This is a genomic window from Kitasatospora sp. NPDC087314 (assembly GCF_044744365.1).
Lineage (GTDB): Bacteria > Actinomycetota > Actinomycetes > Streptomycetales > Streptomycetaceae > Kitasatospora.
The window spans coordinates 308,446-325,040 of the sequence record NZ_JBIUYE010000001.1; the positions used below are offsets into that span (position 1 = coordinate 308,446).

The 16,595-nt window shown below is 76.2% G+C and carries 15 protein-coding genes and 1 riboswitch; of the genes, 4 read left to right on the forward strand and 11 right to left on the reverse strand.

Annotated elements, in window-relative coordinates:
- Positions 1-8 precede the first annotated feature (8 nt).
- The 3 genes from ACIO5E_RS01445 to ACIO5E_RS01455 form a co-directional block, all read right to left on the reverse strand.
- Positions 9-632: an SCO2322 family protein gene (locus tag ACIO5E_RS01445; RefSeq protein ID WP_400662191.1), complete on the reverse strand. Its 624-nt coding sequence runs from the start codon at positions 630-632 to the stop codon at positions 9-11.
- 41 nt (positions 633-673) lie between these two features.
- Entirely contained in the window at positions 674-1,909 is a 1,236-nt protein-coding gene (locus ACIO5E_RS01450) for a prenyltransferase/squalene oxidase repeat-containing protein (RefSeq protein ID WP_400662194.1), read from the reverse strand.
- 117 nt (positions 1,910-2,026) lie between these two features.
- Positions 2,027-2,102: riboswitch (cobalamin riboswitch) on the reverse strand.
- Positions 2,103-2,204: 102 nt separating this feature from the next.
- On the reverse strand, positions 2,205-2,813 hold the full coding sequence (locus ACIO5E_RS01455; RefSeq protein WP_400662197.1) for a TetR family transcriptional regulator: 609 nt from the start codon (positions 2,811-2,813) through the stop codon (positions 2,205-2,207).
- A gap of 241 nt (positions 2,814-3,054) precedes the next feature.
- On the opposite strand from ACIO5E_RS01455, the gene ACIO5E_RS01460 reads away from it, so the two are divergent.
- The 3 genes from ACIO5E_RS01460 (at position 3,055) to ACIO5E_RS01470 (ending at position 6,240) form a co-directional block, all read left to right on the forward strand.
- A complete protein-coding gene (locus ACIO5E_RS01460) occupies positions 3,055-4,365 on the forward strand; it encodes a glycosyltransferase family 4 protein (protein WP_400662199.1) in 1,311 nt (436 codons plus the stop codon).
- An 82-nt stretch (positions 4,366-4,447) separates the two neighbouring features.
- A complete protein-coding gene (locus ACIO5E_RS01465) occupies positions 4,448-5,182 on the forward strand; it encodes a class I SAM-dependent methyltransferase (protein WP_280685598.1) in 735 nt (244 codons plus the stop codon).
- The gene (locus ACIO5E_RS01470) at positions 5,179-6,240 is read left to right on the forward strand and encodes a prenyltransferase (protein WP_400662202.1); all 1,062 of its coding nucleotides are present in this window, start codon (positions 5,179-5,181) and stop codon (positions 6,238-6,240) included. The genes ACIO5E_RS01465 and ACIO5E_RS01470 overlap by 4 nt, the downstream gene beginning before the upstream one ends.
- Before the next feature lie 88 nt (positions 6,241-6,328).
- Here ACIO5E_RS01470 and ACIO5E_RS01475 read toward each other — a convergent pair whose 3' ends face one another.
- The 4 genes from ACIO5E_RS01475 to ACIO5E_RS01490 all read right to left on the reverse strand — a co-directional run bounded on the left by ACIO5E_RS01475 (position 6,329) and on the right by ACIO5E_RS01490 (position 10,451).
- Positions 6,329-7,258, reverse strand: a complete 930-nt coding sequence (locus ACIO5E_RS01475) for a hypothetical protein (RefSeq protein ID WP_400662205.1) — start codon at positions 7,256-7,258, stop codon at positions 6,329-6,331.
- Between the two features lie 196 nt (positions 7,259-7,454).
- Positions 7,455-8,420: an N-acetylmuramoyl-L-alanine amidase gene (locus ACIO5E_RS01480; protein ID WP_400662208.1), complete on the reverse strand. Its 966-nt coding sequence runs from the start codon at positions 8,418-8,420 to the stop codon at positions 7,455-7,457.
- 7 nt (positions 8,421-8,427) lie between these two features.
- Positions 8,428-9,618 carry a hypothetical protein gene (locus ACIO5E_RS01485; protein WP_400662210.1) on the reverse strand — a complete coding sequence of 397 codons (1,191 nt, stop codon included), beginning with the start codon at positions 9,616-9,618 and terminating at the stop codon, positions 8,428-8,430.
- A 170-nt stretch (positions 9,619-9,788) separates the two neighbouring features.
- Positions 9,789-10,451 (reverse strand): class I SAM-dependent methyltransferase, encoded by a 663-nt coding sequence (locus tag ACIO5E_RS01490; protein ID WP_400662213.1) that lies wholly within the window; start codon positions 10,449-10,451, stop codon positions 9,789-9,791.
- Between the two features lie 222 nt (positions 10,452-10,673).
- Between ACIO5E_RS01490 and ACIO5E_RS01495 the strand changes: the two genes are divergently transcribed.
- Positions 10,674-11,762 (forward strand): alcohol dehydrogenase catalytic domain-containing protein, encoded by a 1,089-nt coding sequence (locus tag ACIO5E_RS01495; RefSeq protein WP_400662216.1) that lies wholly within the window; start codon positions 10,674-10,676, stop codon positions 11,760-11,762.
- A gap of 73 nt (positions 11,763-11,835) precedes the next feature.
- On the opposite strand, the gene ACIO5E_RS01500 is transcribed toward ACIO5E_RS01495, so the two are convergent.
- From ACIO5E_RS01500 to ACIO5E_RS01515, 4 genes are all read right to left on the reverse strand, one after another.
- The gene (locus ACIO5E_RS01500) at positions 11,836-12,009 is read right to left on the reverse strand and encodes a hypothetical protein (protein ID WP_280674760.1); all 174 of its coding nucleotides are present in this window, start codon (positions 12,007-12,009) and stop codon (positions 11,836-11,838) included.
- 166 nt (positions 12,010-12,175) lie between these two features.
- Positions 12,176-14,011, reverse strand: a complete 1,836-nt coding sequence (locus ACIO5E_RS01505) for an ATP-binding cassette domain-containing protein (protein WP_400662218.1) — start codon at positions 14,009-14,011, stop codon at positions 12,176-12,178.
- A gap of 506 nt (positions 14,012-14,517) precedes the next feature.
- The gene (locus tag ACIO5E_RS01510; protein WP_400662221.1) at positions 14,518-16,173 is read right to left on the reverse strand and encodes an ATP-binding cassette domain-containing protein; all 1,656 of its coding nucleotides are present in this window, start codon (positions 16,171-16,173) and stop codon (positions 14,518-14,520) included.
- Between the two features lie 151 nt (positions 16,174-16,324).
- Positions 16,325-16,468, reverse strand: coding sequence for a VenA family class IV lanthipeptide (locus ACIO5E_RS01515; RefSeq protein ID WP_159398410.1), 144 nt, complete (start codon positions 16,466-16,468; stop codon positions 16,325-16,327).
- Positions 16,469-16,595 lie beyond the last annotated feature (127 nt).

Genomic DNA, 16,595 nt, shown 5'->3' on the forward strand with positions numbered 1-16,595 from the left:
CGGGAGGGTCAGGAGGTGCGGCGGCGGCGGGCCTGCCAGACGGCGCCGCCGGCCAGCACGGCGAGCAGCGCGCCACCGGCGATCAGGCCGACGTCCGGACCGCCGCCGTCGCCGCCGGCCTCGGGGTCGGACGGCTTGGCGGCGGCGCCGAGCTGCTCGGCGCAACCGGCCTTCGGGAAGCCCGCGATGGCGCAGAGCAGGCCGTTGCCGTCGTAGCGCAGCGGCGGGGCGACGGCGGCCAGCACCTCGGCCGAGGTGGCGTTCGGGACGACGGTGGCACACGCGTTCCGCTGCTCGGGCGGCGTCTCGGCGGAGCCGGAGTCGGCGGCGGTGCCGAAGTCCAGCACGACGGCGACCCGCTTGCGGCCCGTCTGCGCGGGCGTGTCCGCGCAGACGGCGGCGAAGCCGCTCGCCGCCCGGGGCTGCGCGGCCTGCTGCCCGCCGTCCGGACTCACCGCGAAGCGCCAGCCGTCCACGGCGCCGTCCGGCGGCACGTACACCGCCGGGCCCTGCTGCTGGTACGCCCACCCGCCGTCGGCGCCGCGCCAGAACGACCAGTACCGGTACCCGGCCGCCGCCTGCGCGGGCGCGGCGGCGGCCAGGAGCACCACCACGCCGGCGAGCAGGGCCACGAGCGAACGGCGGCCGTCGCGGCGCCGGCCCGGGTGGGGTGTCACAGCTGCTGGCCGCGCTTGCGCTGGAGGCTGAGGAGGATGCCGCCGCCGACGCCGACGAGCAGGCCGACGATGATCAGCCAGTACTGGCCCATGCCGTCGTTCTTCTTCGGGGCCCCCGTGGTGGCAGCCGGGCCGGCGGTCGCCTTGGGCGCCGGGCCGAGCGCGGTGAGCTGGCCGGTCAGGGCGCCGGTGTCGCCGTGGGCGGCCTGGGTGACGAGCAGCAGGCTGGCGGTGGCGGCGGCGTCGGTGCCGCCCTTGGTCCAGGTGGCGCCTTCCTTGGCGAGCCAGTCGACGGCGCCGGCGGCCTGCTGGGGGTGGCCGCTCTGGATGAGGCCGAGGGCGGCCCAGGCGGTGGCGTTGTAGTCGGGCGTCGGGGCGGCGCCGGGGGTGGTGAGGGTCAGGTGGTGGTCGCCCGCGGCGAGCTGGGCGGCGAGGTACGCCCCGGCGGCCTCGCCCGAGTCGGCGTGCGGGACCGGCGCGGAGGGGGCGCCGTCCTGGCAGGTGAGCGCCTTGGGGGCGGCGTCGGCGCGGACGGTGGTGGCGACCGGCAGGTGGCCGCCGGCCGCGGCGAGCGAGGCCTGGGCGCTGGCGAGGGCGTTGGGGGCGAGGGCGCCGCTCGGGTCGGGCTGGTAGGCGAAGGCGCCGCGCTGGTCGGCGGGGGCGGCGCAGCCGAGCTGGAAGAGGGCGAGCCCGTCGTAGGCGTTCTTGCCGGCCTTGGCGACGCTCGCCGGGTCGGCCTTGGCGGCGAACAGGGCGTTCACGGCGAGGCCGGTGGAGTTGGCGTCGCCGGGGCTGCCGGGGTTGTAGGGCCAGCTGCCGTCGGCGTTCTGGGTGGCCTTGAGCCACTGGACGCCCTTGTCGACGGCCTCCTGGTGCCCGCCGAGCGCGACGAGCGCCTGGACGGCGACGGCGGTGGCGTTGCTGTCCTCGGTCTTGGCGTCGCAGGCGGCCCCGGCGGCCCGGAACGAGGGCCAGCCGCCGTCCTCGCACTGCTGCCCGGTGAGCCAGCCGACGGCGGAGTCCGCCGGGGTGACCTCGGCCGCCGCGAGCGCGGTGAGGGCGAGGGACTGCCGCCAGACGCCGTCGTACGTCGGGTCGCCCTTGCCGTACAGGCCGTCGGGGACGGCCGCGGCGGTCGGCGTGGGGCTGTCGGCGAGGGCCGGTCCGGCGGTGGCGCCGGCGAGCAGCGCGGCGGACAGGGCGGCGGCGCCCAGGCGGGCGGCGGTGAGCATGGTGGAGATGTGCCTTTCGGTGAGCGGTGGTGGCCTGGCGGGGCCGTTCCGTAGTCCTCGACGGTGCCGGGCGGTGCGCGTGGCGGGCCCGGGCGGGCCGCTCGCCCCTCCACGGGCGGTCCGACTCGCCCGGGCCGTCACGGGCGCCGGGCTCACGGTTGCGGGGTCAGCGCCGGATTCGCACCGGCTTCCCCCGGGGGAGGAGCGGGATGAAGTTGTGCTGCCCGTCGACTCTAACCGCCGGGGCGGCCGCGACGGCCCGCCGGAGTAGGAACAGGTTCCAGTCGGGGCCGGTTCAGGGCAGCGTGAGCAGCCGGGCCGCGGTGTGCAGGTCGGCCCGGACCTCGGCGATCGAGGCGCGGCCGGAGAGCCAGGCGACCAGCGCCGAGTGCCAGGTGTGCTCGATCACCCGGACGGCCGCACGCTGGCTCTCGCTGGGCGGCCCGGACTGGCCGATGGCGTCCAGGATGAGCTGCCCGGTGGCGGTGCTGACCTGGTCGACCTCGGCACCGACGGAGCGGTCGGCGAAGGACAGCGCCCGGACCATCGCCTCGGCCAGCAGCGGTTCGCGCTGGAGCGCGTGGAAGGCCCGGGTGAGCGTGTCGGCGACGCGCGGGGCCGGTTCGGGGTCGGTCGGCGGGTGCCGCCGGATGTGCTCCTGGAGGCCCTGCAACTGCTCCAGCATGACCGCGACCAGCAGGTGCACCTTGGACGGGAAGTACCGGTAGAGCGTGCCGAGGGCGACCTGCGCGCTCTCCGCGACCTCCCGCATCTGCACCGCCTCGTACCCGCCCCGGGCGGCCAGGGCGGTGGCGGCCCGCAGGATCCGGCGCCGGCGTTCGGCCTGGCGGGCGGTCAGCGGCGGCTCACCCGGTTGGGCGGGTGGCGACGCGGCGGGGTTCATGGGGGTGGTCGGCGGCGGCAAGGAGTGCTCCCGGGGCGCGTGGGTGGCGGCGTGCTCCACAAGGTCGGCAGGATCGGCGTGGCGGGAATCACCAGCCCTGACTCCGGAGCGAAAGCTACGGGCCGGTATCTTCGAGGTCTCTCATTGTTCACATGGTCGATGACGAGTTCCCCAGCCACTGAAACCTGATCTACTTTAGCGACCGGCAGCACAGATAGCAGCTAGAGATGAGGGCCCGAGGATGACCGCGCAGCCGCTGCGGATTGCCCTGCTGTCGTACCGCGGGGACCCCTTCTGCGGCGGTCAGGGCGTGTACGTACGGCACCTCTCCCGTGAGCTGGCCAGGCTCGGCCACCACGTGGACGTGATCGGCGCCCAGCCGTACCCCGTGCTGGACGAGGTCGACGGCCCCGGCTCGGTGCGCCTGGTCGAGCTGCCCAGCCTGGACCTCTACCGCGCCGACGACCCGTTCCGCACGCCCGCCCGCGGCGAGTTCCGCGGCCCGGTGGACGTGCTGGAGTTCGCCACCATGCGCACCGGCGGCTTCCCCGAGCCGCTGACCTTCTCGCTGCGGGCCCGTCAGTACCTGGCCCGGCACAAGGGCCGCTACGACGTGGTGCACGACAACCAGACCCTCGGCTACGGCCTGCTCGGCCTGGCCCGGCACGGCTTCCCGCTGGTCACCACGATCCATCACCCGATCACCGTGGACCGGCGGTTGGAACTGGACGCCGCCGACACCCGGGTGCGCCGGCTGTCGCTGCGCCGCTGGTACGCCTTCACCCGGATGCAGCGCCGGGTCGCCGCCCGGCTGGACCACGTCATCACCGTCTCCGGCACCTCGCAGCGCGAGATCGCCGAGCACCTGGGTGCCGCGCCCGGCGCGATCTCGGTGGTGCCGATCGGCGCCGACACCCGGCTCTGGTCGCCCTCCGAGGCGGTCGCCCGGGTGCCCGGACGGATCGTCACCACCTCCAGCGCGGACGTCCCGCTCAAGGGTCTGGTGTTCCTGGTCGAGGCGCTGGCGAAGGTGCGCACCGAGCGCCCCGCGCACCTGGTGGTGGTCGGCAAGCCGCAGAAGGAGGACGGCCCGGTGGCCGAGGCGGTGCGCCGCTTCGGGCTGGCGGAGCACATCGAGTTCCGCAGCGGGCTGACCGACCGGGAGCTGGTCGACCTCTACCGCTCGGCCGAGGTGGCCTGCGTGCCGTCGCTGTACGAGGGCTTCTCGCTGCCCGCCGCCGAGGCGATGGCCACCGGCACCCCGCTGGTCGCCACCACCGGCGGCGCGATCCCCGAGGTGGCCGGGCCGGACGGGGAGACCTGCCTGGCCGTGCCGCCGGGCGAGGCGGACCGGCTGGCGGCGGCGCTCGGTCGACTGCTGGACGACCCGGAGCTGCGCGCCCGGCTCGGCGCGGCCGGCCGCGAGCGGGTGCTGGCCCGGTTCACCTGGGAGCGGGCCGCCGAGCTGACCGCCGAGGCCTACCGCGCGGCGATCGCCACCGGGGCCGGCGCCCGGGCCCGCTCCGGTCCGGGCTGGCGGTACGTGCCCTGAGCCTCCGGCCGCCGGCCCGGCGCGGGTTCGATCTGACGCGGCGTCAAGTCCGCTTGGTAGCAATAGGAATGGGAGCCCTGCAGTGCTGACCGTCGATTTCTCGCGCTTCCCGCTCGCCCCCGGCGACCGGGTGCTCGACCTGGGTTGCGGCGGGGGCCGGCACGCGTTCGAGTGCTACCGCCGCGGCGCCAACGTGATCGCCCTCGACCAGAACGCCGAGGAGATCGCCGAGGTCACGAAGTGGTTCGCCGCGATGGAGCAGGCCGGCGAGGCCCCGGAGGGCGCGTCGGCGGTCGCGATGGAGGGCAACGCGCTGGCGCTGCCGTTCGAGGACGAGTACTTCGACAAGATCATCATCTCCGAGGTGATGGAGCACATACCCGATGACAAGGGCGTGCTCAACGAGATGTTCCGGGTCCTCAAGCCGGGCGGGCTGCTCGCCGTCACCGTGCCGCGCTGGCTGCCCGAGAAGATCTGCTGGACGCTGTCCGACGAGTACCACGAGGTCGAGGGCGGCCACATCCGGATCTACCGGGGCGACGAACTGCTCGGCAAGCTCAAGGACGCCGGCCTGGAGCCCTACGGCACCCACCACGCGCACGCGCTGCACTCGCCGTACTGGTGGATCAAGTGCGCGGTCGGCGTGAACAACGACAAGGCGCTGCCGGTCAAGGCCTACCACCAGCTGCTGGTCTGGGACATCGTCGGCACCCCGGTGATCAGCACGCTCACCAAGGCCGCCGAGCGGGCGCTCAACCCCGTCATCGGCAAGAGCTTCGTGGCGTACGCGTCCAAGCCCCGGCGCGTGGGCGCATGACCGCCGCCGTCCCCGAGGTGCTGCTGCTCGACGGGGTGCTCGACGCCGACCAGGCCGCCGGCACCGTCCGCAGCATCCTGGCCGAGCAGCGCCCCGACGGCGCCATACCCTGGTTCGCCGGCCACCACCTCGACCCCTGGGACCACACCGAGGCCGCGATGGCCCTCGACACCGCCGGCGAGCACGCCGCCGCCGAGGCCGCCTACCGCTGGCTCGCCGCCAACCAGAACCCGGACGGCTCCTGGTACGCCGCCTACACCGACGGCGTGGTCACCGACCGGGCCAAGGAGACCAACTTCTGCGCCTACGTGGCCGTCGGGGTCTGGCACCACCACCTCAGCGCCGGTGACGACGCCTTCCTGGAGTGGATCTGGCCCGTCGTCCGGCGCGCCCTGGACTTCATCGTCCGCCTGCGGCTGCCCGGCGGCCCGATCGCCTGGCGCCTCGACGAGGACGGCGCCGCCGCCGACGAGGCGCTGCTCACCGGCTCGTCCAGCATCCTGCACGCGCTGCGCTGCGGCCTGGCCATCGCCGAGTACCTGGAGGAGCCGCAGCCCGACTGGGAGCTCGCGGCCGGCCGGCTGGGGCACGCCGTCGCCCGCCACCCCGAGCGGTTCCTCGACAAGGACCGCTACTCGATGGACTGGTACTACCCGGTGCTCGGCACCGGACTGCGCGGCGACGCGGCGCTGGAGCGGATCGACCGGGACTGGGACCGCTTCGTCGTCCCCGGCCTCGGCGTGCGCTGCGTCAGCGACCGCCCGTGGGTGACCGGCGGCGAGAGCGCCGAACTCGCCCTGGCGCTCTGGGCGGTCGGGCGCTCCGACCGCGCGGTGGAGATCCTGCGCTGGATCCAGCAGCACCTGCGGCACGAGGACGGCTCGTACTGGACCGGGTACGTCTTCGAGGACGACGCCGTCTGGCCGGAGGAGCGCACCACCTGGACGGCCGGCGCGCTGCTGCTCGCGGTGGCCGCGCTCGGCGGCGACCCGGCGACGGTCGCGGTGTTCGGCGGGGAGCACCTGCCGGCCGGGCTGGTGGTCGAGGACTGCTGCTGAGCCCGTAAGGGCGATCGGGTCCGTACGGACAGCGCGAAGGGGCGGGACCGGAGAGATCCGGTCCCGCCCCTTCGTCGTACCGGGGGCGTCAGCCGCGCTGGATGCCCGAGGTGTCGGTCAGCAGGCCGGCGCTGCCGTCCTGCAGCTGGGCGACCAGCGCGCTGCCGCGCTGCTCGACCGCCAGGTACCAGGTGCCGGGCACCAGCTCGCCGACCGGGGCGCCCGCCGGGTTGTCCTTCGGGGACAGCGAACGCGGGGCCGGGACGGCGAACCAGAACGGCGCGAAGTCGGCCGCGGGGGCCGCCGGGGCCGGCTGCTGCTGCGCGGCCGGGACCGGCTGCGGGGCCGGGGCGGCCGCGTCCTGCGGCTGACCGGTCTGCACCGGCTGGCCCGGCTGCGGCTGGCCGGCCGCCGGGTAGCCGTAGCCGCCCGGCTGGGCGCCGTACGCCGGGGCCTGGTTCGGGTCCTGGCCCGGGGCCGGGTAGCCGTACTGGCCGGGCTGCGGCTGGCCGGGCTGACCCGGGGTCGGGTAACCGCCCTGGTAGGGGACGGCGGCCGGGCGGTCGGTGACCAGCGGGGCCTTCAGCGCGGGCACCAGCGGTGCGGCCGCGGCCGCACCGGCCAGCACGATCAGCGCGATCAGGCCGAGCCAGGCGCCGAAGCCGTGGCCGAAGCTGCCGCCGGACGGGCCGCCGCCCAGCGACCAGACCGCCGTCCACAGCGCGGTGACGGCGAACGCGATGCCCCACTGGTCCAGCCGCAGGCCGAGCACCTGGCGCCCGGCCGCGGCCGCGCCCTGGAAGCGGTGCAGCAGGATCAGCACCGCGGCGGCGATGCCGAGGAGGTAGATCGAGGGCAGGATGGGGAACAGCTGGGTGCTCCACGCGTTCTGCGACGCACCGTCGCAGTACCGGCCGGTGCAGTCCACCGTCCAGTAAGGCAGGAAGGAGGCGATGAAAAGCAGGACGGCCGCGCCTGCGACGGCGGCGTCTCCCCTGGTGAGAGCGCGCAGATTCACTAACGTTCCCCTCGTTGACGTGTCGTGGACGGCGGTTCGTGCGGTCGGGCTGACCGGCCGAAACTCCCGAACGGACCAGAAGCCTAGGCCCAACCGCACCGCCGGTGCACGGCGGGACCGGGAATGGGGCGAAGTCGTTGCAAACGGCGCGGGCCGGGCGGGCCGTACACCACCGGCCGCTCCTGCCCCAACTCCCTTACCGCGTGGTCAGATACGCCGTCAGCGCGTCGGCGATCCCCTGGGCCGCCAGCTGCCGCCACTGAGGATCCGTCATCCGCTTCGCGTCCGTCGAGTTGCGCATGTTACCGCACTCGATGAACACCTTGGGTACCGCGGACAGGTTCAGACCTCCCAGGTCGGAGCGGGTGTCCAGACCCTCGTTCGCGGTGTAGTCCGCGTACGGCTCGCCGGTCGCGGCGCGGAACCGCTCGCGCAGCAGCAGGCCGAGCCGGCGCGAGGGCTCGACGATCGCCGAGTTGTCCGCCTTCCCGGCCACCACCCTCGCCGGCAGGATCACGTGGAACCCGCTGCCGGCCGCCGGACCGCCGTCCCCGTGCACCGACAGCGCCACGTCGGCGTGCGCGGCGGCACCGGCCCGGGCGCGCTCGTCCACGCACGGGCCCCAGGGGCGGTCGCCGTCCTGCACCAGCACCACCGCGGCGCCGCGGGCGGCCAGGATCGCGCGGGCCCGGCGGGAGACGTCCAGGGTGTACTCGGCCTCGGTGTAGCCGGAGTTGGTCTCGGTGCCGGTGGTGTCGCACTCCTTGCGGGAGTTGCCGACGTCGACCTGGCGGTTGATCTCGGTGGGGTGCGCGAAGTTGCCGGGGTTGTGGCCGGGGTCGAGCACGACGGTGCGGCCGGTGAGCGCGGACGGGGTGTCCGACGGAGTGTCCGACGGGGCCGGGGCGGGGGTGCCGGGTGCGGCGCTCTCGGGTGCGGTCCCGGGTGCTGCGGTCTCCGGGGCGGGAGTGCCGGGCGTGGTGGGGCCGGACTGCGCGGCCGGTGCGGTGGTCGGTGCGGCGGTGCTGCCCGCCGGGCCGGAACCGTCGAGGGCCTGCCAGCCCAGCCAGCCCGCCAGGCAGAGCGGAACGGCCGCGCCCACCACCGTGGTGGTGCGCAGCAGGGTGGAACGGCGGGGCGGTCGAGCGGTCGGGCCGGTCACGAGCGGGTCAGATCCTGTCCTGGGTGCGCGGGGTGAGGCCGTAGGTGTCGGCGATCGGCTTCCACTTGCCCGCGAAGTCCTTCTTCGCCTGGGTGGCCTGCGGGTTGAGCTCGTCGGCGCGCTTCTTGTCGGCGGTGGTCGGGGCCGAGCCCGAGCAGCCCTGGCCGGCGACCGCCCGCGCCCAGCTCGCGTACGCCCGGTCGATGTCGGCCGACAGCTGCCAGGCGGACTTCAGCGCCGCCACCGCGTCCGCGCCGCCCGGCACGTCGGAGGCGCTCAGCCCGGCGAGCTTGCGCAGCAGTTCGTCGCGCTGCTTGGCGCCGTTGTCGAACACCTGCGCCGCGCTCTCGATGTCGGGCTTCGCCGGGCAGCTGATCACCTTGGCGACCGCGCTGCCGATCGGGGCCTTCGCGCTCTCGCCCTGGGTGAGCAGGTCGTCCAGCGCCTGCGCCTGGGTCTTGGCGTTGGCACCGGCGCCCGAGGCGGTGGAACTCGGGGTCGCGGCGGGCGCGGCCGGGTCGGTGGCGCCCGGCGCGGCGTCCGTGCCGGTGGGCGCCGGGACCGGCTGCGGGTTCCCGCTGGGTGTCGTGGAGGCGGCGGACGGGGCGGGCGCGGCCTGGTCCTTCTTGTCGCCGCCGCCCTTGGCGGCCCACAGCAGGCCGCCGCCGACCGCCACCACCAGGAGCAGCGCGAAGCCGATCAGCAGCGGCGCCTTCCGGTTGACGGGGCGGTCCTCGTCGTCCGGGTCCGCGTAGTCGGTGGGGTAGTCGGGGTGGTCGGCGGGGTGGCCGGGCTGGGCCGGGTACGGGCCGGCGGCCTGGCCGTACGGGGGCTGCGGCGGGCCGGCGGGCGGCTGCGGCGGGTACGCGTAGCCGGGGCCGGGGGCCTGCGTGGTCACGTGGGAGGGGAACGGCGCGGGCGGCGGCACGGACGGCGGTCGCGGGGCGGCGGGGAAGCCGGCTGCGGCCGGGGCTTCGTGGCCGGGGGCGGCGGCCAGGTACGGGCGGGCGCCCAGCGGCGGGCCCTGGTCCCCGACCGCGCCGGGGGTGGGCTGCGGTGCGGCGGGCTGTGGCTCGGTGGGCTGCGGGCCGGTGGGCTGGGGTTCGGCGGGGCGCTGCGGGCCGCGGACCCAGCCGCCCGCGCCGCCGCGGGCGGTGGGATCCCAGACCGCCGGAGCGGTGTTGTGCTGGTCCGTCATGTGCCGCTAGCCCCCACCGTCCGCCGATGCTCTGCCTGGTGCTGCGCGGACACCGTACCGTTCGAACCCCCGCCCGACAGCTCCGGCACGACGTTAGAGCATCCGGGCAGGGCTGTGGGGCCGCTCGGAGGATCGGGCGGCCCGGGAGGTTCGGCGGTCGGTGGCGTCCGTCAGCGCCCGTCGGCTCCGGCCCGGCGCAGGACGCGCAGCGAGCCCGTCACCGAGACCTCCTCGAAGCCCTCGGCCAGCGCCCGCAGGTACACCCGGTACGGGGCCTGGCCGCCGTCCGCCGGGTCCGGGAACACGTCGTGCACCACCAGCAGCCCCTCCGGCGCCAGGTGCGGGGCCCAGCCCTCGTAGTCGCCGGTCGCGTGCTCGTCGGTGTGCCCGCCGTCGATGAACACCAGGGCCAGCGGCCGTCCCCACAGCGCCGCGATCCGCGGCGAGCGGCCCACCAGGGCCACCACGTGCTCCTCCAGCCCGGCCGCGTGCAGCGCCCGGCGGAACCGCGGCAGGGTGTCCATCAGCCCCACCTCCGGGTCCACCAGCGTCGGGTCGTGGTACTCCCAGCCGGGCTGCTGCTCCTCCGAGCCCCGGTGGTGGTCCACCGTCAGCGCGACCGTCCCTGCCTCCCGGGCCGCCGCCGCCAGCAGGATCGCCGAGCGGCCGCAGTAGGTGCCGATCTCCAGCACCGGCAGCCCGGTGCGCCGCGCCGCCGTCACCGCCGCCGCGTACAGCGCCAGGCCCTCGTCCACCGGCATGAACCCGGTGGCCGCCTCGAACGCCGCCAGCACCTCGGGCGCCGGGCGGGCGCTCTCCAGCAGGTCGGACATGCGGTGCTCCTCGGGCTCGGGACGTCCAGGACATGGGCGGACGTGCTCGCCCCGGACCCTACTCGACGGTAGGCCCGCCGGCACCGGCAGGGCCACGCCCCCACGGCCGGTCTCCGGCGCCGGGGCGGGCGGGGCGTTCTGGAACGTGTTCTAGTCGGCTCGCGCGGCCCGTGCCAGAATCGGCCCCGACCACGGACACCGAGGCACACCGGGAGCAGTTCCATGCGCGCAGCCGTCCTGCACAAGACCGGCCAGGACACCCTCGACGTCCGGGAGGACGTGACCGCGGTCGGCTTCGGGCCGGGCACCGTACGGGTCCGGATGCGTGCGGCCAGCCTCTGCCACTCCGACCTCTCCGCGATGAGCGGCGTCCTGCCGCAGCCCGCGCCGTTCGTCCCCGGGCACGAGGGTGCCGGGGAGGTCGTCGAGGTCGGCGAGGGCGTGCCCGGCCTCGCCCCCGGCGACCGGGTGGTGCTCTGCTGGATGGCGCCCTGCGGCCGTTGCGCGCACTGCGAGCGGGGCCGCGGCCACCTCTGCATCGCCAGCCTGCGGCGGCTCGGCGCCCCCGGCTTCCGCTTCGAGCAGGGCGGCGCGGCGGTCGAGGCCTCCGGGTTCTACGGCACCGGGGCGTTCGCCGAGGAGGTCGTGGTCGCCGCGGACGCCGTCATCAAGGTGCCCGCCGACCTGCCGTACGAGGTCGCCGCGCTGATCGGCTGCGGGGTGACCACGGGCGTCGGCGCCGCCGTCAACACCGCCCGGGTCGAGCCCGGCGCCTCCGTCGCGGTGATCGGCGCGGGCGGGGTCGGGGTCGCCACCGTGCAGGGCGCCCGGGTCTGCGGCGCCGCCCGGATCACCGTCGTCGACCCGGTCGCCTCGCGCCGCGAGCGGGCGCTGGCCTTCGGCGCGACCGAGGCGATCGCCCCCGAGGAGCTCAGGGCGGCGGCGAAGGGCCTGCCCGGCGGCGGCTTCGACTACGTCTTCGAGGCGGTCGGCCGGGCCGCCACCGTCCGGGCCGGCTACGACGCGGCCCGGCGCGGCGGCGCCGTCGTGGTGATCGGCGCCGGTGCGCAGGACGACCTCGCGCAGTTCACCATGGGCGAGCTGTTCTTCAACGAGAAGCGCCTGCTGCCCTCGCTCTACGGCGGGGCGCCGGTGGCGCGCACGATCGCGCTGGTCGTCGACCTGTGGCGGGCCGGGCGGATCGACCTCGACGGCATGATCACCCACCGCGTCGCCCTGCCGGACGTCAACGAGGCGATCGCCCAGATGCGCAGCGGCGAGGCGCTGCGGACGGTCGTGACGCTGGGCTGAGCCGCTTCGCGGCCCGACGGCGCGAGGGCCCGCCGGGAATGCCCCCCGACGGGCCCACGCGGTGCGGGTGTACTCAGCCCCGGTCCGCCGCGGCGCGGTGCCGGCCGTGCGGGTCGGCCTCGGGCCTGTCGTCGGCGGCGGACCGGCCGCGGTGCCGGCCGTGCGACGCGCTGTCCTCGGCCGTGCTCTCGTCGGCGTCGGTCCCGTTGGCCGCGGGTCCGGTGGTGTCGGTGAGGGTGTCGGACATCTGAAATCGTCTTTTCCGTGCGGAGGGTGCAGGTCATCGGCGCCCGGCCGGCGCTGTCCGCGCGCGGTCGGGTCCCCGATCGGGCGCTCGGTACGCGCCACAGCCGGTGATCGCGGCCCGTGCCCCGGCCACCATAACGGCCGGAACGGAGGAGATCCTATCGAGATCATGACGCGTGCCCTGCGGTCGAGCCCAGCCAGTGACCCACCAACTCGCGGTACAGCGGGGACAGCACCTGCAGATCGCCGTGCCGGGCGAGCAGCCCCCGTCCGCCGTCCAGCAGCAGCACCCGGTCCGCACGCAGGGCCGAGCTGATCCGGTGCGCGACCACGACGAGCGTTCCGGGCCGGGCGGCGAAGGCCCGCTCGACCCGCTCCTCCGCGCCCGCGTCCAGGTGGCAGGTCGCCTCGTCCAGCACCACGACCGGTGCCGGGGACAGGTACGTCCGCACCAGCGCGAGCAACTGCCGCTCGCCGCCCGACAGCACGTCCGGATCGCGCAGGACGGCGTCCGGCCCGCCCAGTCGCGCGACCAGCCGACCGGCACCCAAGGTGGCTACGGCGTCGGCCAGTCGATCGTCCGTGGCCCCCGGGGCGAGCCAGGAGAGGTTGTCCCGCAGCGGCCCCGGGAACACGTACGCCTCCTGCGGCACCAGGGCCACCAGCCGGGCCCGCTCCGCACCTGCCAACCCGGCCGGCCGTACCCCGCCCACCGTCACGGCCCCGTCCGTCGGCGCCAACACGCCGGCCAGCAGGCCCGCCAGCGTCGACTTCCCCGCCCCGCTCACGCCCACCACGGCCACATGCTCTCCGGCCCCGAACCCGGCCTCCAGCCCCTCCAGCACCGCCGCCCCGGCGCCGCCGTGCCCGTACCGCAGCGCGCTGATCCACACCTCCGGAGCCCGGCCCGCCACTGCACCACCGGCCGGGGCGGCCGTGGCGCCTGCCGCTGCGGCGGGGGTGGCCGGGGCGCCCGCCGCGCTGGGCAGCGGGGCGGGCGTCAGCGCACCCGCGCTCGCAGCTGAGGGGCGGCCACCGCCGACGGTCGTCGCGACCGGGGCGTCGCTCGTGGTGCCGGCCAGGCGGTCCAGGACGACGGCGAGATTGATGAGCCAGCCGCCGACCGTACCCGCCAAGGTCCGTACCGCCGGGTCGAGTTGCTGGAGCAGGTAGGTGGCGACGCCGAGCAGTTCGCCGGGGGTCAGGGCGCCGCGGGACAGCAGCCACGGTGCGGCGGCGAGGACGGCCAGCACGGGCAGCCGACCGCCGAGCGCCACGACCAGCGCGCGCAGGGCCGAGGCCCGGCCCAGGGCGCGGGAAGCCGCGGCGCTCGCTCGGGCGGCCTCGGTCAGCGCCTCGGTGACCCGCTCCTGCGTGCCCGTCGCCTGCACGTCGCGCAACCCGTGCAGCGCCCGGCCCGCCTCGGCGGCCAGTCGCTCCTCGGCCAGTACGACCGTCCTCCGCCGCGCCACCAGCGGGCGCAGCAGGCGGGCGAAGAGCAGCCCGGCGGCGAGCAGCGGCAGCAGGACCAGCGGTAGGACGGCGGGCGAGAGCAGCGCCAGGCCGACCAGGGCGGCGGCCAGGGTGACCCCGACGCCGCGCAGGGTGCGCAGCAGGGTGGCGGTCAACTGTCGCGCGGACTCGACCTGTTCGGTGAGCCGGGCGACCTCGGCCGGGTCCGCCGAGGGCCGGGCGAGCGCACTGTGGACCACCCGCTCGACCAGGGCGTCCCGCAGCGGCTCCACCACCCCCGCCAGGTGCGGGAACCCGGCCCGTGCCGCGTACGCCCGGAAGGCCATGGCGGCACCGAACCCGGCCAGCCAGGTCACCCCGGCCCCCGGCCGCCCCACCAGGAACCCCTGGTCGACGGCGGCCGACACGAGCAGCCCGGACAGCAGCGGTGGCAACGCCTCCACCCCGGACCACGCGAGCAACCGGAGCAGCGGCGCGCGCGTGACGGCGAGCTGCCGGAACAGCAGCCCCCACCCGGGGGAGCCGGACACGGGAAGTCGACACCGCCGACTTCCCACGCCGACCCGACGAGCACCCGCCGCTGCCGACTGCGTTGCAGGACGTCGACGGCGTCGACTTCCTGTGCCCGAGTTCGTCGGTTGCTCGGGCGGGGGCGGCGGTTCGAGGTGGGTGGGCGGGCCTTCGGGGTGGCGGTCTTGCCAGTTCGAGGTGCCTGCTGAGGCATGCTGCGGCGCGAGAAGTCGGCGGCGCCGACTTTCGGTTGCCGGGCTCGGGGGTGCGGCGGGTTCGGAGGGCTGCACTGGAAGTCGGTCTGGTCGACTTTCCATGCGAGCCGATCCAGTGGGTTGGCCCGGCTGGGGCGCGAGGGCGGCGGGGGCTGGCGGCTGCATCAGAAGTCGGTCCGGCCGATCTTCTGTGCAGGGCGGTGCCGCAGGTTGGTCCGGTAGCGGCGGCGGGGGCGCTGGGGTGGGCGGCGCCGGAAGTCGATCGGGCCGACTTTCGGTGTGGCCGTCGGGCGGCGTGCGGTGGCGGGCCATCAGGCGGTGGCTGCTTGGAGGGTGGTGTCGGACAGGGCGGCGCGGTAGTCGGGATCGGTGAGGAGCGTGGTGTGTGGGGCGAGGGCGCGGAGGCGGCCGGCTTCGAGCCAGGCGACGAGGTCGGCGCGGGCGGCGACGCCGGCGCGGTGGGCGATCACCAGGCGGGTGCGGCCGAGGGTGGCGCGGTCGAGCGCCTCGGTGACCTGGTACTCGGTGGCGAGGTCCAGGCCCGAGGTGGCGTCGTCGAGGACGACCACTCGGGCGGGCTGGCCCAGTAGCCGGGCCAGGCCGAGGCGTTGCAGTTCACCGCCGGACAGCCTGAGGTCGTCGAGCGGGGTGTCCCAGCCCCGGGGAAGCCGTCGCAGGAAGCCGTCCGCCCGGGCGGCCGCCGCCTCGGCGGGGCCGGCGCCGGCCAGCGCGTCGCGAACCGTACGGCCGACCAGTGCGGGTCGGGCGAAGGCGTAGCCGACGGCGTGCCGCAGCTCGGCCGGGGCGAGCGTGTCCACCGGTACGCCGTCGATCAGTACGGTGCCCTCGTCGGGGTCGCGCAGCCGCCCGGGCAGCGCGGCCAGCAGGGACTTGCCGGAGCCGGAGCGCCCCACCAGCGCGACCGTACGGCCGCCGGGGACGGTCAGGTCGAGCGGGCCGAGCAGCACCCGGTCGTTGTCGCGCATCACCACGCCGCGCAGCACCACCTCCCCACGGCCGCCCGCCGGGAGGGTGGCCGTACCGGGTTCGGGGGGCCGGAGCGCCAGCAGTTCGTCGGCCCGGCCCTGCCCGGCCCGCGCGTGCGCCACCCCGACCAGCGCCTCGACCTGCTCGAACAGTCCCGCGCCGAGCGCCGCCCAGCCGGCCGCCGCGGCGAGCGCCCCGGGGGCCAGGGCGCCGCGCGCGAGGAGCGCTCCGGCGGTGGCGAGCACCGCCACCTCGACCACCGCGATCAGCAGGGTGGCCTGCCAGGCGGTGCGCCGCTGCGCCGCCCAGAGCGCGTGCCCGGCGGCGGACAGCTCCGGCAGCGGCGCCAGCACCCGTGCCGCCTCGCGCTGTTCGGCGCCGGCGGCGTGGATGCTGCGCAGTCCGGTGAGAGCGTCGCTCAGCCGGGCGGCGAGGTCGGCCTGGACCGCCTGGTAGCGGGCGAACACCGGCCCGGCCTCGCGCAGGAAGAGCCTGATCAGCACCACGCCGGGCACCACGCCCGCGAAGAAGGCGAGCGCCAGCCACGGCGACAGCAGCCCGAGCCCGACGATCGCACCCGCCGAGGTGAGCAGCGCCGTGGCTGCGCCGAGGACGGCGGGCAGCCGGCCGCCCGCGTCGCCGGCGGAGCCCAGCAGACGGGCGGCCAGGTCGCCGGGCGGCGGTCCGTGGCGGAGCCGGCCGCCCGGTCCGAGGGCGAGCAGGTGGCGGACGAGGCGTCCGCGCAGGGCGGCGGTGGCCTCGGCGGAGCAGGCCGGTCCGGCCGCGGCGGCGGTGGCGTTGGCGGCGGCGGCCACGCCCAGCACGAGGGCGAGCCGGACGAAGGCGCCGGGCCCGGGCCGGTGGCCGAGGGCGGCGTCGACGGCCGCGGCGAGGACGGCGGGCAGGGCGAGCGTGGTGGCGGCCTCGACCGGCAGGGCGATGCCGAGTGCGAGGGTCCAACTGGTGGGGCGGCGGGGCAAGTCGAAGCTCCCGTCGGGATGTCGGGATGTCGGGATGTCGGGATGTCGGGATGTCGGGTCGGCCGGGTCGTCGGCCGGTCGTGGGAAACGGACGGTGCCGTCCCTGCCTGTCCGGACAGGCAGGGACGGCACCGGCGGCTCACCGCCTGGATCAGCTGTTGGTGAAGATCAGGCAGGTCAGGATGAGACAGGTGTACTGGCAGCCGGCGCCGTGGCCGGTCAGCTCGACGGACTCGGTCTCCGGCAGGTCCTGCAGCGCCGCGAGGTCGGTCTCGAAGTCCACCATGTTCTCCATGATCGGGTTCCTCCCCTGGAACTACGCCCGCCGCGATCTGCCTGCGGGCATCGGGTATCGCTCCCCGGGCGGCTCGGTCCGCCGCACCGGGGTGGTGCCCCGGGCCGTGGGGCCCGGGAGTCTGGGT